The 14,764-nt window shown below is 68.3% G+C and carries 16 protein-coding genes and 2 tRNA genes; 6 read left to right on the top strand and 12 right to left on the bottom strand.

Annotated elements, in window-relative coordinates:
* Positions 1–54 precede the first annotated feature (54 nt).
* A complete protein-coding gene (locus EV138_RS36240; protein ID WP_133985214.1) occupies positions 55–1,188 on the top strand; it encodes an ROK family transcriptional regulator in 1,134 nt (377 codons plus the stop codon).
* On the opposite strand, the gene EV138_RS36235 is transcribed toward EV138_RS36240, so the two are convergent.
* Positions 1,185–2,189 carry an NAD(P)H-dependent glycerol-3-phosphate dehydrogenase gene (locus tag EV138_RS36235; protein WP_133985212.1) on the bottom strand — a complete coding sequence of 335 codons (1,005 nt, stop codon included), beginning with the start codon at positions 2,187–2,189 and terminating at the stop codon, positions 1,185–1,187. The genes EV138_RS36240 and EV138_RS36235 overlap by 4 nt on opposite strands.
* Entirely contained in the window at positions 2,186–2,971 is a 786-nt protein-coding gene (locus EV138_RS36230; RefSeq protein ID WP_133985210.1) for a lysophospholipid acyltransferase family protein, read from the bottom strand. Before EV138_RS36230 ends, EV138_RS36235 begins: the two co-directional genes overlap by 4 nt.
* Positions 2,972–2,987: 16 nt before the next feature.
* On the opposite strand from EV138_RS36230, the gene cofC reads away from it, so the two are divergent.
* Entirely contained in the window at positions 2,988–3,659 is a 672-nt protein-coding gene (cofC, locus tag EV138_RS36225; protein WP_133985208.1) for a 2-phospho-L-lactate guanylyltransferase, read from the top strand.
* Positions 3,660–3,679: 20 nt separating this feature from the next.
* Positions 3,680–3,886 (top strand): hypothetical protein, encoded by a 207-nt coding sequence (locus EV138_RS36220; RefSeq protein WP_133985206.1) that lies wholly within the window; start codon positions 3,680–3,682, stop codon positions 3,884–3,886.
* Between the two features lie 81 nt (positions 3,887–3,967).
* Here the strand turns inward: EV138_RS36220 and EV138_RS36215 are convergent, their stop codons facing one another.
* The 5 genes from EV138_RS36215 to leuC form a co-directional block, all read right to left on the bottom strand.
* A complete protein-coding gene (locus EV138_RS36215) occupies positions 3,968–4,540 on the bottom strand; it encodes an HU family DNA-binding protein (RefSeq protein WP_133985204.1) in 573 nt (190 codons plus the stop codon).
* 224 nt (positions 4,541–4,764) lie between these two features.
* Positions 4,765–4,950: a hypothetical protein gene (locus EV138_RS36210; protein ID WP_133985202.1), complete on the bottom strand. Its 186-nt coding sequence runs from the start codon at positions 4,948–4,950 to the stop codon at positions 4,765–4,767.
* An 84-nt stretch (positions 4,951–5,034) separates the two neighbouring features.
* Entirely contained in the window at positions 5,035–6,195 is a 1,161-nt protein-coding gene (gene corA, locus EV138_RS36205) for a magnesium/cobalt transporter CorA (protein WP_133985200.1), read from the bottom strand.
* A 368-nt stretch (positions 6,196–6,563) separates the two neighbouring features.
* Positions 6,564–7,163: a 3-isopropylmalate dehydratase small subunit gene (gene leuD, locus EV138_RS36200; RefSeq protein ID WP_133985198.1), complete on the bottom strand. Its 600-nt coding sequence runs from the start codon at positions 7,161–7,163 to the stop codon at positions 6,564–6,566.
* Between the two features lie 13 nt (positions 7,164–7,176).
* Positions 7,177–8,601: a 3-isopropylmalate dehydratase large subunit gene (leuC, locus tag EV138_RS36195; RefSeq protein ID WP_133985196.1), complete on the bottom strand. Its 1,425-nt coding sequence runs from the start codon at positions 8,599–8,601 to the stop codon at positions 7,177–7,179.
* Positions 8,602–8,711: 110 nt separating this feature from the next.
* Here leuC and EV138_RS36190 point away from each other — a divergent pair, with 110 nt between their 5' ends.
* Positions 8,712–9,431 carry an IclR family transcriptional regulator gene (locus EV138_RS36190; protein ID WP_012922430.1) on the top strand — a complete coding sequence of 240 codons (720 nt, stop codon included), beginning with the start codon at positions 8,712–8,714 and terminating at the stop codon, positions 9,429–9,431.
* Positions 9,432–9,681: 250 nt separating this feature from the next.
* Here EV138_RS36190 and EV138_RS36185 read toward each other — a convergent pair.
* The 5 genes from EV138_RS36185 to EV138_RS36165 all read right to left on the bottom strand — a co-directional run bounded on the left by EV138_RS36185 (position 9,682) and on the right by EV138_RS36165 (position 13,303).
* Positions 9,682–9,757 (bottom strand) — tRNA-Glu (locus tag EV138_RS36185).
* A gap of 81 nt (positions 9,758–9,838) precedes the next feature.
* A tRNA-Gln gene (locus tag EV138_RS36180) sits at positions 9,839–9,910 on the bottom strand.
* A 115-nt stretch (positions 9,911–10,025) separates the two neighbouring features.
* On the bottom strand, positions 10,026–10,979 hold the full coding sequence (locus tag EV138_RS36175; protein WP_133985195.1) for a CPBP family intramembrane glutamic endopeptidase: 954 nt from the start codon (positions 10,977–10,979) through the stop codon (positions 10,026–10,028).
* Between the two features lie 4 nt (positions 10,980–10,983).
* Positions 10,984–12,522, bottom strand: a complete 1,539-nt coding sequence (gene gltX, locus EV138_RS36170; RefSeq protein ID WP_133985193.1) for a glutamate--tRNA ligase — start codon at positions 12,520–12,522, stop codon at positions 10,984–10,986.
* Complete coding sequence (locus tag EV138_RS36165; protein ID WP_112237100.1) at positions 12,515–13,303, bottom strand: fumarylacetoacetate hydrolase family protein; 789 nt, start codon at positions 13,301–13,303, stop codon at positions 12,515–12,517. The genes gltX and EV138_RS36165 overlap by 8 nt, the downstream gene beginning before the upstream one ends.
* Before the next feature lie 76 nt (positions 13,304–13,379).
* Between EV138_RS36165 and EV138_RS36160 the strand changes: the two genes are divergently transcribed.
* Together EV138_RS36160 and EV138_RS36155 are read left to right on the top strand one after the other, a co-directional pair.
* Entirely contained in the window at positions 13,380–13,880 is a 501-nt protein-coding gene (locus tag EV138_RS36160) for a GNAT family N-acetyltransferase (protein ID WP_133985190.1), read from the top strand.
* The gene (locus tag EV138_RS36155) at positions 13,877–14,764 is read left to right on the top strand and encodes a 3-methyladenine DNA glycosylase (protein WP_238158606.1); all 888 of its coding nucleotides are present in this window, start codon (positions 13,877–13,879) and stop codon (positions 14,762–14,764) included. Before EV138_RS36160 ends, EV138_RS36155 begins: the two co-directional genes overlap by 4 nt.

The following is a 14,764-nucleotide window of genomic DNA, read 5'->3' as shown; positions in this document are numbered from 1 at the left end:
CTTTTGCGCGTTGTCAAGCAAAAGCCTCCCGGCCCCGCGACGAAAGTGCTGCCGATGACCGACCCCGGTTCCGCGCACGGCGTCCTGCGCCTGTTGCTGGACGGGCAGCCGCGGACCCGCGCCGAGCTGATCGAGCTGACCGGCCTGGCCCGGTCGACAGTGACCGGCAGACTCGAGGAACTCCTCGCGGCCGGCTTCGTCGTACCGTCCGGTGAAGCCGCTTCGAGCGGTGGACGGCCGCCGGCGCGTTTCCGGTTCAACCCGACCGCCCGGCTGGTGCTCGCGGGCGACGTCGGCGCGACCCACCTGACCGTCGCCCTCGCCGACCTGACGGGCGAGATCGTCGACACCGTCACCGTTGCGCAGAGCATCGACGACGGTCCCGAAGCCGTTCTCACAGCCTTCGCCGGCCACGCACGCGCTCTGCTCAGCAGGACCGGCCACAGCACGGACAGACTGGCCGGCACCGGCATCGGTCTGCCCGGCCCGGTCGAGCACAGCACCGGTCGCCCGAACCACCCACCGATCATGCCTGGCTGGGATTCGTACGACGTCGTCAGCCGGATCACCGCTGAGTTCCCGGGCCCGGTGCTGGTCGACAACGACGTGAACATCATGGCGCTCGGCGAGCACACCACGCAGTACGCCGAAGTCGAGCACCTGTTGTTCGTCAAAGTTGCCACCGGCATCGGTGCCGGGGTGATCAGCGGCGGCCGGCTTCACCGGGGTGCTCAGGGAGCGGCCGGCGACATCGGTCACATCCAGGCCCCTGGACACGACGAGCTGTGCCGCTGCGGCAACCACGGCTGCTTGGAGGCGGTCGCCTCGGCATCAGCGATCGCCGCCCAGCTCCGCACCGCCGGCCTCGAACCGCGAAGCAGTCTGGACGTCGTCGAGCTGGTGCGATCGGGAAACACCGCCGCGACCCAGGCAGTCCGGCAAGCGGGCCGCGAGATCGGCACTGTCCTCGCGGCCTGTGTCAGCCTGTTGAATCCGTCGGTGATCGTCATCGGCGGCTCGCTCGCCCAGGCCGGCGACTGCCTGCTGGCCGGTATCCGCGAAACCATCTACGGGCGATCGTTGCCCTTGGCCACCACTGAGCTGACGGTCGCAGCCTCCCGGACAGGTCGCCAGGCGGCGGTACGGGGAGCGGCCGCGATGGTTCTGCAGCACACGCTGGACAGCTAGCCCCAGCGTTCGGACTTCGCCGATCGCGATACCAAGCTGAAGAGCATGTCCTTGGGAGTCATCTCGCCCGCGACCACCTTGGTGACGTGTTCGGCGATCGGCATCTCCACGTCGTGGTGGTGAGCCAGTTCGGTGATGGACGAGCAGGACTTGACGCCCTCGGCGACCTGCCGGGTGCCGCCCGCGATCTCGGCCACCGTCATCCCCTGGCCGAGCTTCTCGCCGAAGGTTCGGTTGCGGGACAACGGCGACGAGCAGGTCGCCACCAGGTCGCCGAGACCGGCCAGCCCCGAGAAGGTGTGTTCGTCGGCGCCCAGCGCAGTACCGAGGCGTGCTGTCTCGACCAGGCCGCGGGTGATCACCGATGCGCGGGCGTTGTCACCGAAGCCGAGGCCGACGGCCATCCCGACCGCCAACGCGATCACGTTCTTCGTCGCGCCGCCGAGCTCGCAGCCGATCACGTCGTTGTTCGTGTAGGGGCGGAACGTCGGCGAGTGGCACAGCTTCTGCAGTCGCGCGGCCGTCCCTTCGTCAGCACAGGCGACCACTGCGGCAGCAGGCTGGCCTTCGGCGATCTCGCGGGCCAGGTTCGGCCCTGACACCACCGCGATCCGTTCGGGCCCGGCTCCGGTGAGTTCGGCGATCACCTCGCTCATCCGCTTCGTCGTACCGACCTCGACGCCCTTCATCAGGCTGACCAGCGGTACGGCGGCCGGCAGGACATCGGCCCAGTCCTTCAGGTTGTCCCGCAGCGACTGGCTCGGTACGGCGAGCACGATCGCCTCGGATCCTTCGGCGGCCAGCGCCGGGTCGTGCGTTGCGGTGATGGCGTCGGGGAGCCGGAGCCCGGGCAGGTAGTCCGGGTTCTCGTGCCGGCTGTTGATCGCCTCGCAGAGCGATTCCCGCCGGCCCCACAGGGACACCTGGTTCCCGGCGTTCGCGAGCACCGTGGCGAAGGCGGTCCCCCAGGAACCGGCACCGAACACCGCAACTTTGGTCATCGAGTCTCCCCATCCTCACTTTTCCGTGGGTCGAACAACTCCTTGGGTGGCGTCTGGCCACGCAGGACGCCGAGCTCGGCGGCGACCCGCTGCATGATCACCTCGGTTGCCTCGTGCAACAGCTCGTTCGTGATCGGCCGGCCCTCGAACGCGCTCAGGTCGACCGGCTCACCGGCGGTTACCCGCATCGTCTTGCGGGGCAGCAGATGGACCCGCAGGCTGCCGTACGACGCGAACACCTCCTGCGCGCCCCAGTTCGCGATCGGGATCACCGGGCAGCCGGTCATCAACGCGATCCGGGCGGCACCGGTCTTGCCCGTCATCGGCCACAGGTCCGGGTCACGCGTGATCGTGCCTTCGGGGTAGACGCCGACGCATTCGCCCTTCTCCACCGCGGCCACCGCGGCGCGGAAGGCGTCCGCGGCCTCGGCCGAGTCGCGGTACACGGGGATCTGCCCGGCACTGGTGATGATCCGCCCGGCGATCGGCAGTTTGAACAGCGACGCCTTGCCGAGCAGCCGCGGGATCCGCCGGCATTCCCACAGGTAGAACCCGATCACGAACGGGTCGAAGTGCGAGATGTGGTTCGTCACGAACACCATCCCGCCGCTGCGCGGAACGTTCTCCCTGCCGCGGAAATCCTGCTTGGTCCACAGCAGCATGAACGGTTTGACGATGGCGACCACCAGGCCGAACCAGAAACCACGGCGTGGCCGCGGTCCCCCGGCAGTGCGCTGGCCGTTCACTTCAGCCTCCTGGTCGTCGTACGAGCCGTCGGTCATGGAAGAATCCTGCCTGATGTCAGACCTACAGGTCGCGTCCTGGGTCCTCGTGATCCCGGTGAAGCGTACGGCGATCGCGAAGAGCCGGCTCGCTGCCGCCTACCCTCAGCACCGTCCGGAGCTGGCGCGCTCGTTCGCTCTCGACACTACTGCGGCTGCGCTCGAATCTCCGCTGGTGCGTGCCGTCCTGGTCGTCACCGACGATCCAGTGGTCGCTGCCGACGTCGCCGCGGTCGGTGCGAACGTAGTACCGGACCTGCCCGATGTGGGGCTCAACGAGGCGCTGGAGCATGGGGCGGCGATCGCAGCCACGCAGTACCGGGGCTTTGGAGTTGCAGCGTTGTCCGCAGACCTCCCGGCGCTACGGCCCACTGAGCTGTCGGCTGCACTCCTCGCTTCGACAGCGGACCGCAGCTTCGTCATCGACCTCCCGGGCACCGGTACGACGATGCTTGCCGCCCGCCCGGGCATTCCGCTCGATCCCCGCTTCGGTGTCGGCTCGGCGCTGGCCCACCAGGCGTCCGGCGCTCACCCGATCGAGCTGACGTCCATCGACTCGCTGCGCCGTGACGTGGACACCGCGGCCGACCTTGCGCACGCAGTACAGCTTGGTGTCGGGCCATGGACCGCAGATGTGATGTCACTGGTTCTCGGTGCGGCGACAGGGTCCGAGGGACTTGCCTGCTGAGTCTGCTCTACCGTGAACCCATGCAAGCGACTGTGAGCCGCTACGACGCCGAGACAGGCGCCGGCACGGTACTGACCGACACCGGCGTCGAACTGTCCTTCACAGCAGAAGCCCTGGCCCGTACGCCGGTACGCCTGCTCCGCCTCGGCCAGCGGGTCCGCCTCGACACGACCGGGTCCGGTGCCGGTCTCGCGATCACCGCGGTGCACTTCATCACGCTCCACTGAGCGCCCCCCGGACATGGCGAAGGCCGGTCGCCCCTGGAACGGGGTGACCGGCCTTCGCAGGTGAAGCTGTGGTACCGAAGGTCAGCGTGCGGCTGCGCGCTTCGCCGGTGCCTTCTTGGCGGGGGCCTTCTTGGCAACCGTCTTGGTGGCGGTGGCCTTCTTGGCCGGAGCCTTCTTGGCAACGGCCTTGGTGGCCGGAGCCTTCTTGGCCGGGGCCTTCTTGGCAACCGTCTTGGTGGCGGTGGCCTTCTTGGCCGGGGCCTTCTTGGCGGCGGTCTTGGTCGCGGCGGCCTTCGCCGGCGCGGCCTTCTTGGCCGGTGCGGCCGCCTTGGTGGCTGCGGCCGGCTTCGGCGCAACCAGCTTCGGCAGCTTCTTGGCGCCGGACACGACGGCCTTCAGCTCCGCACCCGCGCGGAACTTCGGCACGACCGTCTTCTTGGCCCGCTTCACCTCGCCGGTCCGCGGGTTGCGGACCATCCGGGCGCCGCGCTCGATGGCCTCGAAGGCCCCGAACCCGGTGATGGCAACCTTGCCGCCCTTCTTGGTCAGCTCGCGCTGGACGGTGTCGATCACCGATTCCAGGGCGTGCTGGGCCGAACGGCGATTTCCGTCGAAGTGCACTGCGAGCGCTTCGACCAACTGGCTCTTGTTCACTGTCTTCCCTCCGTGAACTCCTGCGTCGAGCACAGCGCTCGATCTTCCGTGAACGTTATGGACTCTGCACGCTCTGCACAAACACCAACGCGGCAATTCGGCCTTGTTTCAGGCGATTTGGGGCACATTTCTTCCCGAACGGGCCTCTGAGGGCACTTCGATTCCCTTGAGAGCAACGAACCGGCGACCATCGGTGACGTCGGCGAGCGGCTCCGATCGGGGCCTCAGCGCCGCTTGCCGCGCAGGGTTTGCATGCCCGAGCGGGCCGTGTCGAGTCCTCTGGTGACGACCGAATCGCCTTTCCGGGCTCTCAGCTCCGCACTCACCTTGCCGAGCAACCAATCCAGCAAGGGCACTGCGATCGCCAGTACCACCCACATGACCAGTCGCCGCCGCAGGAACAACCACATCGTCTTCAGCCTCCTTGATCGCGTTGCCGGAAGACCAGTGCCCTACTGGCAAACGAAGACGCGGCTGTTTCGCCGGCCGAGGAGTCAGAGCCAGCCGCGACGCTTGAAGATCAGGTGCAGACCGCCGCAGACCAACGCCATCATCCCGACGGCGAACGGATAGCCGAACTGCCAGTGCAACTCCGGCATCTTGTCGAAGTTCATCCCGTACACGGTGCCGATCAAGGTCGGCGCGAACAGGATCGCCGCCCACGCGGAGATCCGCTTCACCTCTTCGTTCTGGGCGTTGCTGGCGACAGTGAGGGACTTCATCTCCTCGTTCTGCTGCTGGGCGACCAGCGTCGCGTTCACCGTCAGGATGTCGCGCAGCAGTTCGCGGAAGGCATCCACCCGCTCCACCACCTGGGTGACGTGGTCGGCCACGTCGCGCAGCGAACGCTGCAGTTCCTCGTCCACCTTGTACTTGTCGAAGCCGGCCCGCAGCGAGTCCAGCATGCCGATCAGCGGCCGGGTCGCGCGCTGGAACTCGATCACCTCACGGGACAACTCGTAGATGCGCCGCGACACCTTGGGATCGCCGCGGAACACCTCGGTCTCGATCTCGTCGATGTCGTTCTCGAGACCGGCGACCACCGGCGCGTACCCGTCGACGACCTTGTCCATGATCGCGTAGAGAACCGCTTCGGTGCCGCGGCGGAGCAACTCCGGGTCGCGCTCGACGCGGCGCCGTACCGCGGCCAGGTTGGGCGCCTCGGCATGCCGGACCGTCACCACGAAGTCCGGGCCGACGAACAGGTGCACCTCGCCGAACTCGACCTCCTCGGTCGCGTCCCGGTAGCGGGCAGCCTTCAGGACGACGAACAACGTGTCGCCGTAGCGCTCCAGCTTCGGCCGCTGATGGGCCTGGATGGCGTCCTCGATCGCCAACTCGTGCAGGTCGAACTCCTGGGCCAGCGAGTTCAGTTCGCGCCGGTCCGGCCGGTACAGGCCGATCCACGCCAGGCTGTGCGGGGACTGGTGCAGTTCCTGGTAGGTGTCTGCCAACGATTGCGGCGAAGCGACCCGGCTGCCGTTGCAGTAGATCGCGCTGTCCACGACGCTGTGCCCCTTGGGCTTGGGGTTCTGCGGGGTGGCCGTCTTCTGCTCCAGCGCGGCCGGCGTGGCGTCACCGGCGTACCGGCGGCCGGAGCGGAACGACGGGGTGCGGCTGAACGCACGAAGGGTACGGATGCGCAGGTCGGACATGAGTCCTCCAGGAAAGGCAGATGCGGAAGTCGTGGGCGTCTTCTGCCCGACCTCCGCGGCTGTCACCGCGCACCACAGCACACCCCAGGCGATCGCGCCGGGGTGACTGACCTGGAAGAGGACCTAGTTCCTCAAGGCCGAGCGAGATCGGTATGTCTGGAGGGTTCGCTGCTCATGGCGCCCCACCTCCAAAGTCTCGCAAGCCTTGTTCTGACAACCCCGTCAGCCTAACACCGGAGTTATCGGTGCAGATGTGCGATTCGTTACGCCGAAGTTTCCAGCAACCAGCTGGTGGGTAGTGCCCGCCAACCAAAAGCAGCTGTGGCCAGGACACAAGCCCCAGCCACAGCTGCTCGCAGTACGGACTATTAAGCCTTTGCGGGAAGAGTTGCGGGCTTGAAGGCCGGCCGAGTTGCCTCGTAGGCAGTGATGTCGGCTTCGTGGGACAGCGTGATGCCGACGTCGTCGAGTCCGTTGAGCAACCGGTAGCGCGTGTAGTCGTCGATCTCGAACGGAGCAGAGACCTCACCGGCCGAGATCGTCTTGTTCTCCAGGTCGACGGTCACCTTGGTGCCCGGGTCCGCCTCGATCGTGCTCCACAGCTGCTCGACGACGTCCTGCTCGACGAGTGCCGCGAGCAACCCCGCCTTGCCCGAGTTGCCCCGGAAGATGTCGCCGAAGCGCGACGACACGACGACCCGGAACCCGAAGTCCATCAGGGCCCAGACCGCGTGCTCCCGCGACGATCCGGTGCCGAAGTCGGGGCCGGCGACGAGCACCGAGACGCCGTCGTACTCCGGCTGGTTCAGCACGAACGAAGGATCGTTGCGCCAGGCAGCGAACAGGCCGTCCTCGAACCCGGTCCGGGTGACCCGCTTCAGGTAGACCGCGGGGATGATCTGGTCGGTGTCGACATTGCTGCGCCGCAGCGGGGCCGCGGTGCCGATGTGCTGGGTGAAGGCTTCCATGATTCCTTTGTCCTCAGACGTTCTCGGGTACGGCGACCGGCTGCAGGTCCGCGGGAGCGGCCAGGGTTCCGGTGACGGCGGTGGCGGCGGCGACCAACGGCGAGACCAGGTGCGTCCGGCCGCCCTTGCCCTGGCGTCCTTCGAAGTTGCGGTTCGACGTCGAGGCGCTGCGCTCGCCCGGTGCCAGCTGGTCCGGGTTCATCCCCAGGCACATCGAGCAGCCCGCGCCGCGCCATTCGGCCCCGGCGTCCTTGAAGATCCTGTCCAGCCCTTCGGCCTCGGCCTGCAGCCGGACCCGGCCCGACCCCGGTACGACGAGCATTCGGGTGCCCTCGGCAACCTTCCGGCCGGCCAGCACGCCGGCGGCGGCGCGCAGGTCCTCGATCCGGCCGTTCGTGCAGGAGCCCAGGAAGACCGTGTCCACCTTGACCTCGCGCAACGGCGTACCGGCGGTGAGGCCCATGTACTCCAGGGCGCGCTCGGCGGCGACCCGGTCGTTCTCGTTGTCGAAGTCGTCCGGTGAGGGAACGTTCGCCGACAGCGGCACCCCCTGGCCCGGGTTGGTTCCCCAGGTGACGAACGGGGCGATGTCCTCGGCCCGCAGTACGACCTCCTTGTCGAAGGTCGCGTCGTCGTCGGTCGCCAGGCTCTTCCAGTACTCGACCGCGGCTTCCCAGTCGAGGCCCTGGGGCGCGTGCGGCTTGTCCTTGAGGTAAGCGAACGTGGTCTCGTCCGGCGCGATCATGCCGGCCTTGGCGCCCCACTCGATCGACATGTTGCAGATCGTCATCCGGGCTTCCATCGTCAGCGCGCGGATCGCCTCACCGCGGTACTCGACGATGTAGCCCTGACCGCCGCCGGTGCCGACCTGCGCGATCAGCGCGAGCACCAGGTCCTTGGCGGAGACGCCGTCGGGCAGTACGCCGTCGACGGTGACCGCCATCGTCTTCGGCCGGGCCTGCATCAGCGTCTGGGTGGCGAGCACGTGCTCGACCTCGCTCGTACCGATGCCGAAGGCAATCGCACCGAACGCGCCGTGGGTGGAGGTGTGGCTGTCACCACAGACCACCGTCATCCCCGGCTGGGTCAGGCCGAGCTGCGGGCCGATGACGTGCACGACTCCCTGGTCGGGGTCGCCGAGGGTGTGGATCCGGATGCCGAACTCCTCGGCGTTCTTGCGCAGGGTGTCCACCTGCGTCCGCGAGACCGGGTCGGCGATCGGCTTGTCGACATCGAAGGTCGGGACGTTGTGGTCCTCGGTGGCGATCGTCAGGTCCGGGCGGCGGACCTGCCGGCCGGCCAGCCGGAGGCCGTCGAAGGCCTGCGGACTGGTCACCTCGTGCACCAGGTGAAGATCGATGTAGAGGAGGTCGGGCTCTCCGTCGGCATGGCGCACGACATGCGCATCCCAGACCTTTTCCGACAACGTCCTACCCATCAGACTTCTCCTTAGAGGTTTGCTGGTTGTGTGCCGCAACTGTCACAGTGCTCCGGCGATGGCCGGTTTTGCGACTTGCGTTCCACGATTCGAGACGGCAATATCGTCTCATGGACAACTCTAGCGGAGTCGGCGTTCTCGACAAAGCAGCTCTCGTTCTGTCCGCCCTCGAGTCCGGACCGGCGACCCTGGCCGGCCTCGTGGCGGCCACGGGACTGGCCCGGCCCACGGCTCACCGGCTCGCGGTCGCGCTCGAACACCACCGGCTGGTGGGGCGCGACATGCAGGGACGGTTCGTGCTCGGGCCGCGACTGAGCGAGTTGGCCTCCGCGGCCGGCGAGGACCGGCTGCTGGCGACAGCCGGCCCGGTGCTGGCGCGACTGCGCGACATCACGGGCGAATCGGCCCAGCTGTTCCGCCGCCAGGGCGAGTACCGCGTCTGTGTCGCGGCTGCCGAGCGCCCGTCCGGTCTGCGCGACACGGTTCCGGTGGGCAGCCAGTTGACGATGGCCGCGGGGTCGGCCGCTCAAATACTGCTTGCCTGGGAGGACCCTGAGCGCATGCACCGCGGCCTCCACAACGCCACCTTCAACGCGGCGGCGCTGGCCGGCGTACGGCGTCGCGGCTGGGCCCACTCGGTCGGCGAACGCGAGCAAGGCGTCGCCTCCGTCTCGGCCCCGGTCCGCTCCCCCTCCGGCAAGGTGATCGCCGCCGTCTCCGTCTCCGGCCCGATCGAACGCCTCTCCCGCCAACCCGGCCGCATGCACGCCCCCGCCGTCATGGCCGCCGCCGAACGCCTCTCCGAAGCCCTCCGCCGCGCCTCGGAGTAAACCCGTACTACGAACACCCGGCGCGGGCCGCCCACCCCGGCCCACCCGCTTCGCGCCTCCTCCGTCGGCGCTCGACCCACCACCCCAGAACGCAGCTCGCCCGTCGCAGCTCGGGCCGGCTACGCAACCCTCGCCGCGGCCGTCCTCCTGTCAGAGCAGTCGACAGAGGCGGATCTGGGCGAGCCAGGAGTTGGCCAGAGACCATGGACAAACAACAGCGCCCTCCACCTGAGGTGGAGGGCGCTTTCTCTGGTAGCCCCGACGGGATTCGAACCCGCGCTACCGCCTTGAGAGGGCGGCGTGCTAGGCCGCTACACAACGGGGCCAGAGGGTTGTCGCTCGGTCTTTTCGGACCGGGCAACGAGGAAGGACTCTACCGATTTTCATCGGCCGGGTCCAATCGCTCGCTGGGGTACTAGGACTCGAACCTAGACTAACTGAACCAGAATCAGACGGGCTGCCAATTACCCCATACCCCAAGGCATTTCACCCGGTTGAGAGTTTGTTTCCGCCCTCACAACCTGGCCCGCTGAGCCTACCCGAGCAAGCCGCCAGACACCAAAACGGGGTCGGCCTCAGCGGTTGTCACTCCCGTCACACCAGCCTCTTGCCCGGTCCGATCGGGGGTGAGACGAGTGGGAGATCGCAGGTGGTTGCCAGCTTCTGGCGCCGGGCCAGCAGCACGGCCACGACGCCGAACGCGGCGAACTTCGCGACGTCCAACACCACCAGCGACCAGGGCGCGTCCTTGGCTCCCAGACTGTCCCCCACGGTGTCGGTCAGTGCCGCGTAGATGAACGTCACCACGTTGTTCGCCGCGTGTGCCGCGATCGACGCTTCCAGCCCGCCGGTCCGTACGGCGAGCAGGCCGGCCACCACCCCGAAGGCGAACCGGTCGAGGAACAGCGCCGGGCTCTGCCACGGCCAGATCCCGTGCGCCATCGTGAAGATCACCGCGGTCGTCAGCACGGCGACGATCGGACTCCGCGCCAGCGCACCGACGGTCTGCATCAGGTACCCGCGGAAGAAGTACTCCTCCCCCGCCGCCTGCAACGTCGACGTCAGCAACGCCACCGCGATCACCCCGGCCGCGTCCTTCGCGGCGCCGCCGTGCCCCGAGCCCAGGACGTCGACGCCGCCGAGATCGACGACGAGGAGCGCGACCAGTTCGAGCGCCACCGCGGCGGCCCCGAACCACATCAGCGGCCGCCAGCGGATCCGGCCTTCCACCGAGGACAGCAGCCCCGGTGCCTGGTGGTTCAACTTGGTCGCGACCACCATGCAGAGCGGGATCAGCACGATCAGCGACAGGTTCGTCGCGAGCAGCCGGAGCCACGAGACCGTGCCGACCGGATCCTGTCGAATCGACTGCTGGATGCTGAGGATGACCAGTGAAGCGAACATCCAGCCGGCCAGGACCGTGAAGGCGCCGAGCAGCACGGTCCACGACTGGGTGACCTGGTTACGCAGCAGCCGGTGGTACGGCAGCGGACCCGCGTCCCGGACATCGGCGGTGGCCCCGGGATGCGGCGTCGCGTCGTACGGCATCAGGTCAGTCCGTGGCGACGGCCGCCCGGGCCGACGCGATCCTGCTGAGCGACCGGTCCCGGCCGAGCAGCTCCAGCGATTCGAACAGCGGCGGGGAGATCCGGCGACCGGAGATCGCCACCCGGACCGGGCCGAACGCGTTCTTCGGCTTCAGCCCGAGCCCGTCGATCAGCGACGCGCGCAGCGCCTGCTCGATCGCCTCGGTGGTCCACTCGGAGACCTCCTCCAGCGCCTTCGAGGTGGCCTCCAGTACTACGCCGGCGTCGCCGGTCAGCACCTTCGCGCCCGCGTCCGGGTCGATCGAGAACGCCGACTCGTCCACGAACAGGAAGCCGAGCATGTCGACGGACTCCGACAGCGTGTTCATCCGCTCCTGCACCAACGGCACCGCGGCATCCAGTAGTGCGCGCTGCTCGGCGGTCGGCTCGGCCGGCAGCACCCCGGCCTTGGCCAGGTACGGCACCACGCGCTCGGCGAACTCGGCCGGAGCCAGCAACCGCATGTGGGAGGCGTTGATCGCCTCGCACTTCTTCGGGTCGAAGCGGGCCGCGTTGGCGTTCACCCGGCGGATGTCGAACGCCTTGATCATCTCGTCCATGGTGAACACGTCGCGGTCGTCGCCGATCGACCAGCCGAGCAGGGCCAGGTAGTTCAGCAAGCCCTCGGGCAGGAAGCCGCGCTCCATGTACTCGCCGAGGCTGGAGCTCGGGTCGCGCTTGGACAGCTTCTTGTTGCCCTCGCCCATCACGAACGGCAGGTGCCCGAACCTCGGCGTACGGCCGGTTCCGATGCCGATCTCGGCCAGCGCCTCGTAGAGCGCGATCTGCCGTGGCGTGGACGACAGCAGGTCCTCGCCACGCAGTACGTGAGTGATCTCCATCAGCGCGTCGTCGACCGGGTTCACCAGCGGGTAGAGCGGGTGGCCGTTCGCGCGGACCAGGACGTAGTCGCCCAGGTTCTCCGGCAGGAAGGTGATCTCGCCGCGGACCAGGTCGTCGAAGGTGATCGGCCGGTCCGGCATGCGCAGCCGTACGACGGGTCGCCGGCCCTCGTCGATGTAGGCCTGCACCTGCTCGGGGGTCAACGCGCGGCAGTGACCGTCGTACCCACTGTGCTGACCGGCGGAGCGAGCAGCCTCACGGCGCTGGTCGAGCTCCTCCTGGGAGCAGTAGCAGTGGTACGCCTTACCCGCGGCCAGCAGCTTCGCCACGACATCCGTGTAGATGTCCATCCGCTCGGACTGCCGGTACGGGCCGTAGGCGCCGCCGACCTCGGGACCCTCGTCCCAGTCGATGTTCAGCCAGCGCAGCGAGTCGAGGGTGAACTGCATGCCCTCAGGGGTGTTCCGCGCGGTGTCGGTGTCCTCGATCCGCAGCACGAGCTTGCCGCCGAAGTGCCGGGCGAACGCCCACGCGAACAGCGCGGTACGGATGTTGCCGACGTGCAGCAGGCCGGTCGGTGAAGGCGCGAAGCGGAGGCGCACCTGGTCGGGCGCCAAGCCGCCGAGAACATCGTCGTCGGTCTGGGCGGGCTTGTCAGTCACGCACGATCACCTTGTTCGTCAGAGTTCCGAGTCCTTCGATGCTGACCGCGACCTCGTCGCCGGGCAGCATCGGGCCGACCCCCGCGGGGGTGCCGGTGAGCACCACGTCGCCGGGCAGCAACGTGGTGAACGAGGTGATGTAGGCCAGCACCTCGGGGATGTCGAAGATGAACTGCGAGGTCCGGCCGTCCTGCTTCGGCTCGCCGTTCAGCGTCGTGGTGACCTGCAGGTCCGAGACGTCGAGCTCGGTGCTGATCCACGGGCCGAGCGGGCAGAACGTGTCGTACCCCTTCGCCCGGGCCCACTGGCCGTCGCTCTTCTGCAGGTCGCGCGCGGTCACGTCGTTCGCGACGGTGTAGCCGAAGATGACCTCGTTGACGCGTTCCTTCGGCAGGTCGCGGCAGATCCGGCCGATCACGATCGCCAGCTCGCCCTCGAAGTGCAGGTCGTTGGTCTGCTCGGGGTAGACGATGCCGTCCCGCGGGCCGATCACGCTGGTGTTCGGCTTGAGGAAGATCAGCGGCTCCTTCGGCACCTCGTTGCCGAGTTCGGCGGCGTGCGCGGCGTAGTTGCGCCCGACGCAGACCACCTTGCTGCGCGGGATCACCGGCGCCAGCAGCCGGACGTCCGCCAGTTGCAGTTGCTCGCCGGTGAACTGGACAGGCCGGTACAGCGGGTCCGAGTCGAGCACGGCGACAGTGCCGACGAGCCCCTCGGGGTCGTCGGTCTCGACGACGCCGTACTTCGGCTCGTCGTCGACGGAGAATCTGGCGATACGCACGGGTTGTAGCCTTCGCGGTGTTCCGGGAATGATTGGGCCCGAGCCTACCGCCGGGCCGGGGTGAGACAGTTATCCGGTGACGCCCGAACCCTCCACCACCATCCGGCTGGCCCTGCCCACCGAGTACGACGCGGTCGGCGAACTCACCGCGTCGGCCTACCAGAGCGACGGCTTCATCCCGGCAGGCTCCGACTACGGCCTGACTCTGCGGGCGGCCGCCGACCGAGCCGCCAAGGCGGAGGTCTGGGTCGCGGCTTCGGCCACGGAACTGTTGGGGACGGTCACGTTCTGTCCGGTCGGCTCCGTCTACCGAGAGATCGGGCGCGACGACGAGGGTGAGTTCCGGATGCTCGGCGTCTCCCCCGCAGCCCGCGGCCGCGGTGTCGGCACCGCATTGACCGAGCACTGCATCGAGCGCTCGCGCGAGCTCGGCTTCGCCCGGGTCGTGATGAGCAGCGCCCGGCCGATGACGACCGCCCACCGGATCTACGAACGCCTCGGCTTCACCCGTCTCCCCGAACGCGACTGGTCTCCCCGCCCCGGAGTCGACCTGTACGCCTTCACCCTGGACCTGTGACCGCAAGCCCCGGCCTGACAGCGCCGCGCACCCTCGAGCCCGCCGAGTGGGAGCCCTTGCAGGCGGCCCACTTCGAGCGGGTCGATGCCCTGCTCGCGGGCCACCTGGCTCGCAAGCAACGCCGCGAGAAGCATCCGGTCGAGGACTTCCTCTTCACCTACTACCCGACGCGACCCAACCAACTCCGGGTCTGGCACCCCGGCCCCGGCATCCGGCTCACCGGCGCCACGCAGTACGAAGGAAAGAAGGGCTACCTGTACGCCGAGGGCGCGGCCGCCCTGGATCCTGCGGAGATCGCGCGTCGCGCGGACTCGATCGCCTGGACCGGCCAGTTGCTCTCGGCAACCGCCGGCCGGCAGCCCCAGTTCGGCTGCTTCGGCCTGCACGAATGGGCGATGGTCTACCGCGGTGAGGAGATCCGCCACGACGCCTGGCCGCTCCGCCTCGGTGCCGAGGGCACCGATCGCGTGGTCGAGTCGCACAAGATCGCCTGCTCCCATTACGACGCCTTCCGCTTCTTCACCACGCCCGCGCGCCCTCTCAACGTGCTGCAACCCACCCGCGAGGCGCAGCCCTTGTTGGAGCAGGGCGGCTGCCTGCACGCCAACATGGACCTCTACAAGTGGGCAACGAAGCTGATGCCCTTCACCCCCAGCACGTTGGTCCTCGACTGCTTCGAACTGGCCCGCGACATCCGGACCCTCGACATGCGCGCCTCGCCGTACGACTTCACCGCCCTCGGCTACACCCCGATCGAGATCGAGACCGCCGCCGGCAAGGCGTCGTACGCCGCAGCCCAACGCACCTTCGCCAACCGAGCCCGCCCCCTCCGCCACCAACTCGCCGAACTCTGCACGGATCTGCTGGCGACTGCCATCATCTGA

It is taken from the genome of Kribbella voronezhensis (genome assembly GCF_004365175.1).
Classification (GTDB): Bacteria; Actinomycetota; Actinomycetes; order Propionibacteriales; family Kribbellaceae; genus Kribbella; species Kribbella voronezhensis.
Note: the sequence above shows the minus strand (reverse complement) of the source record. Positions and strands in the feature narration are given on the sequence as shown.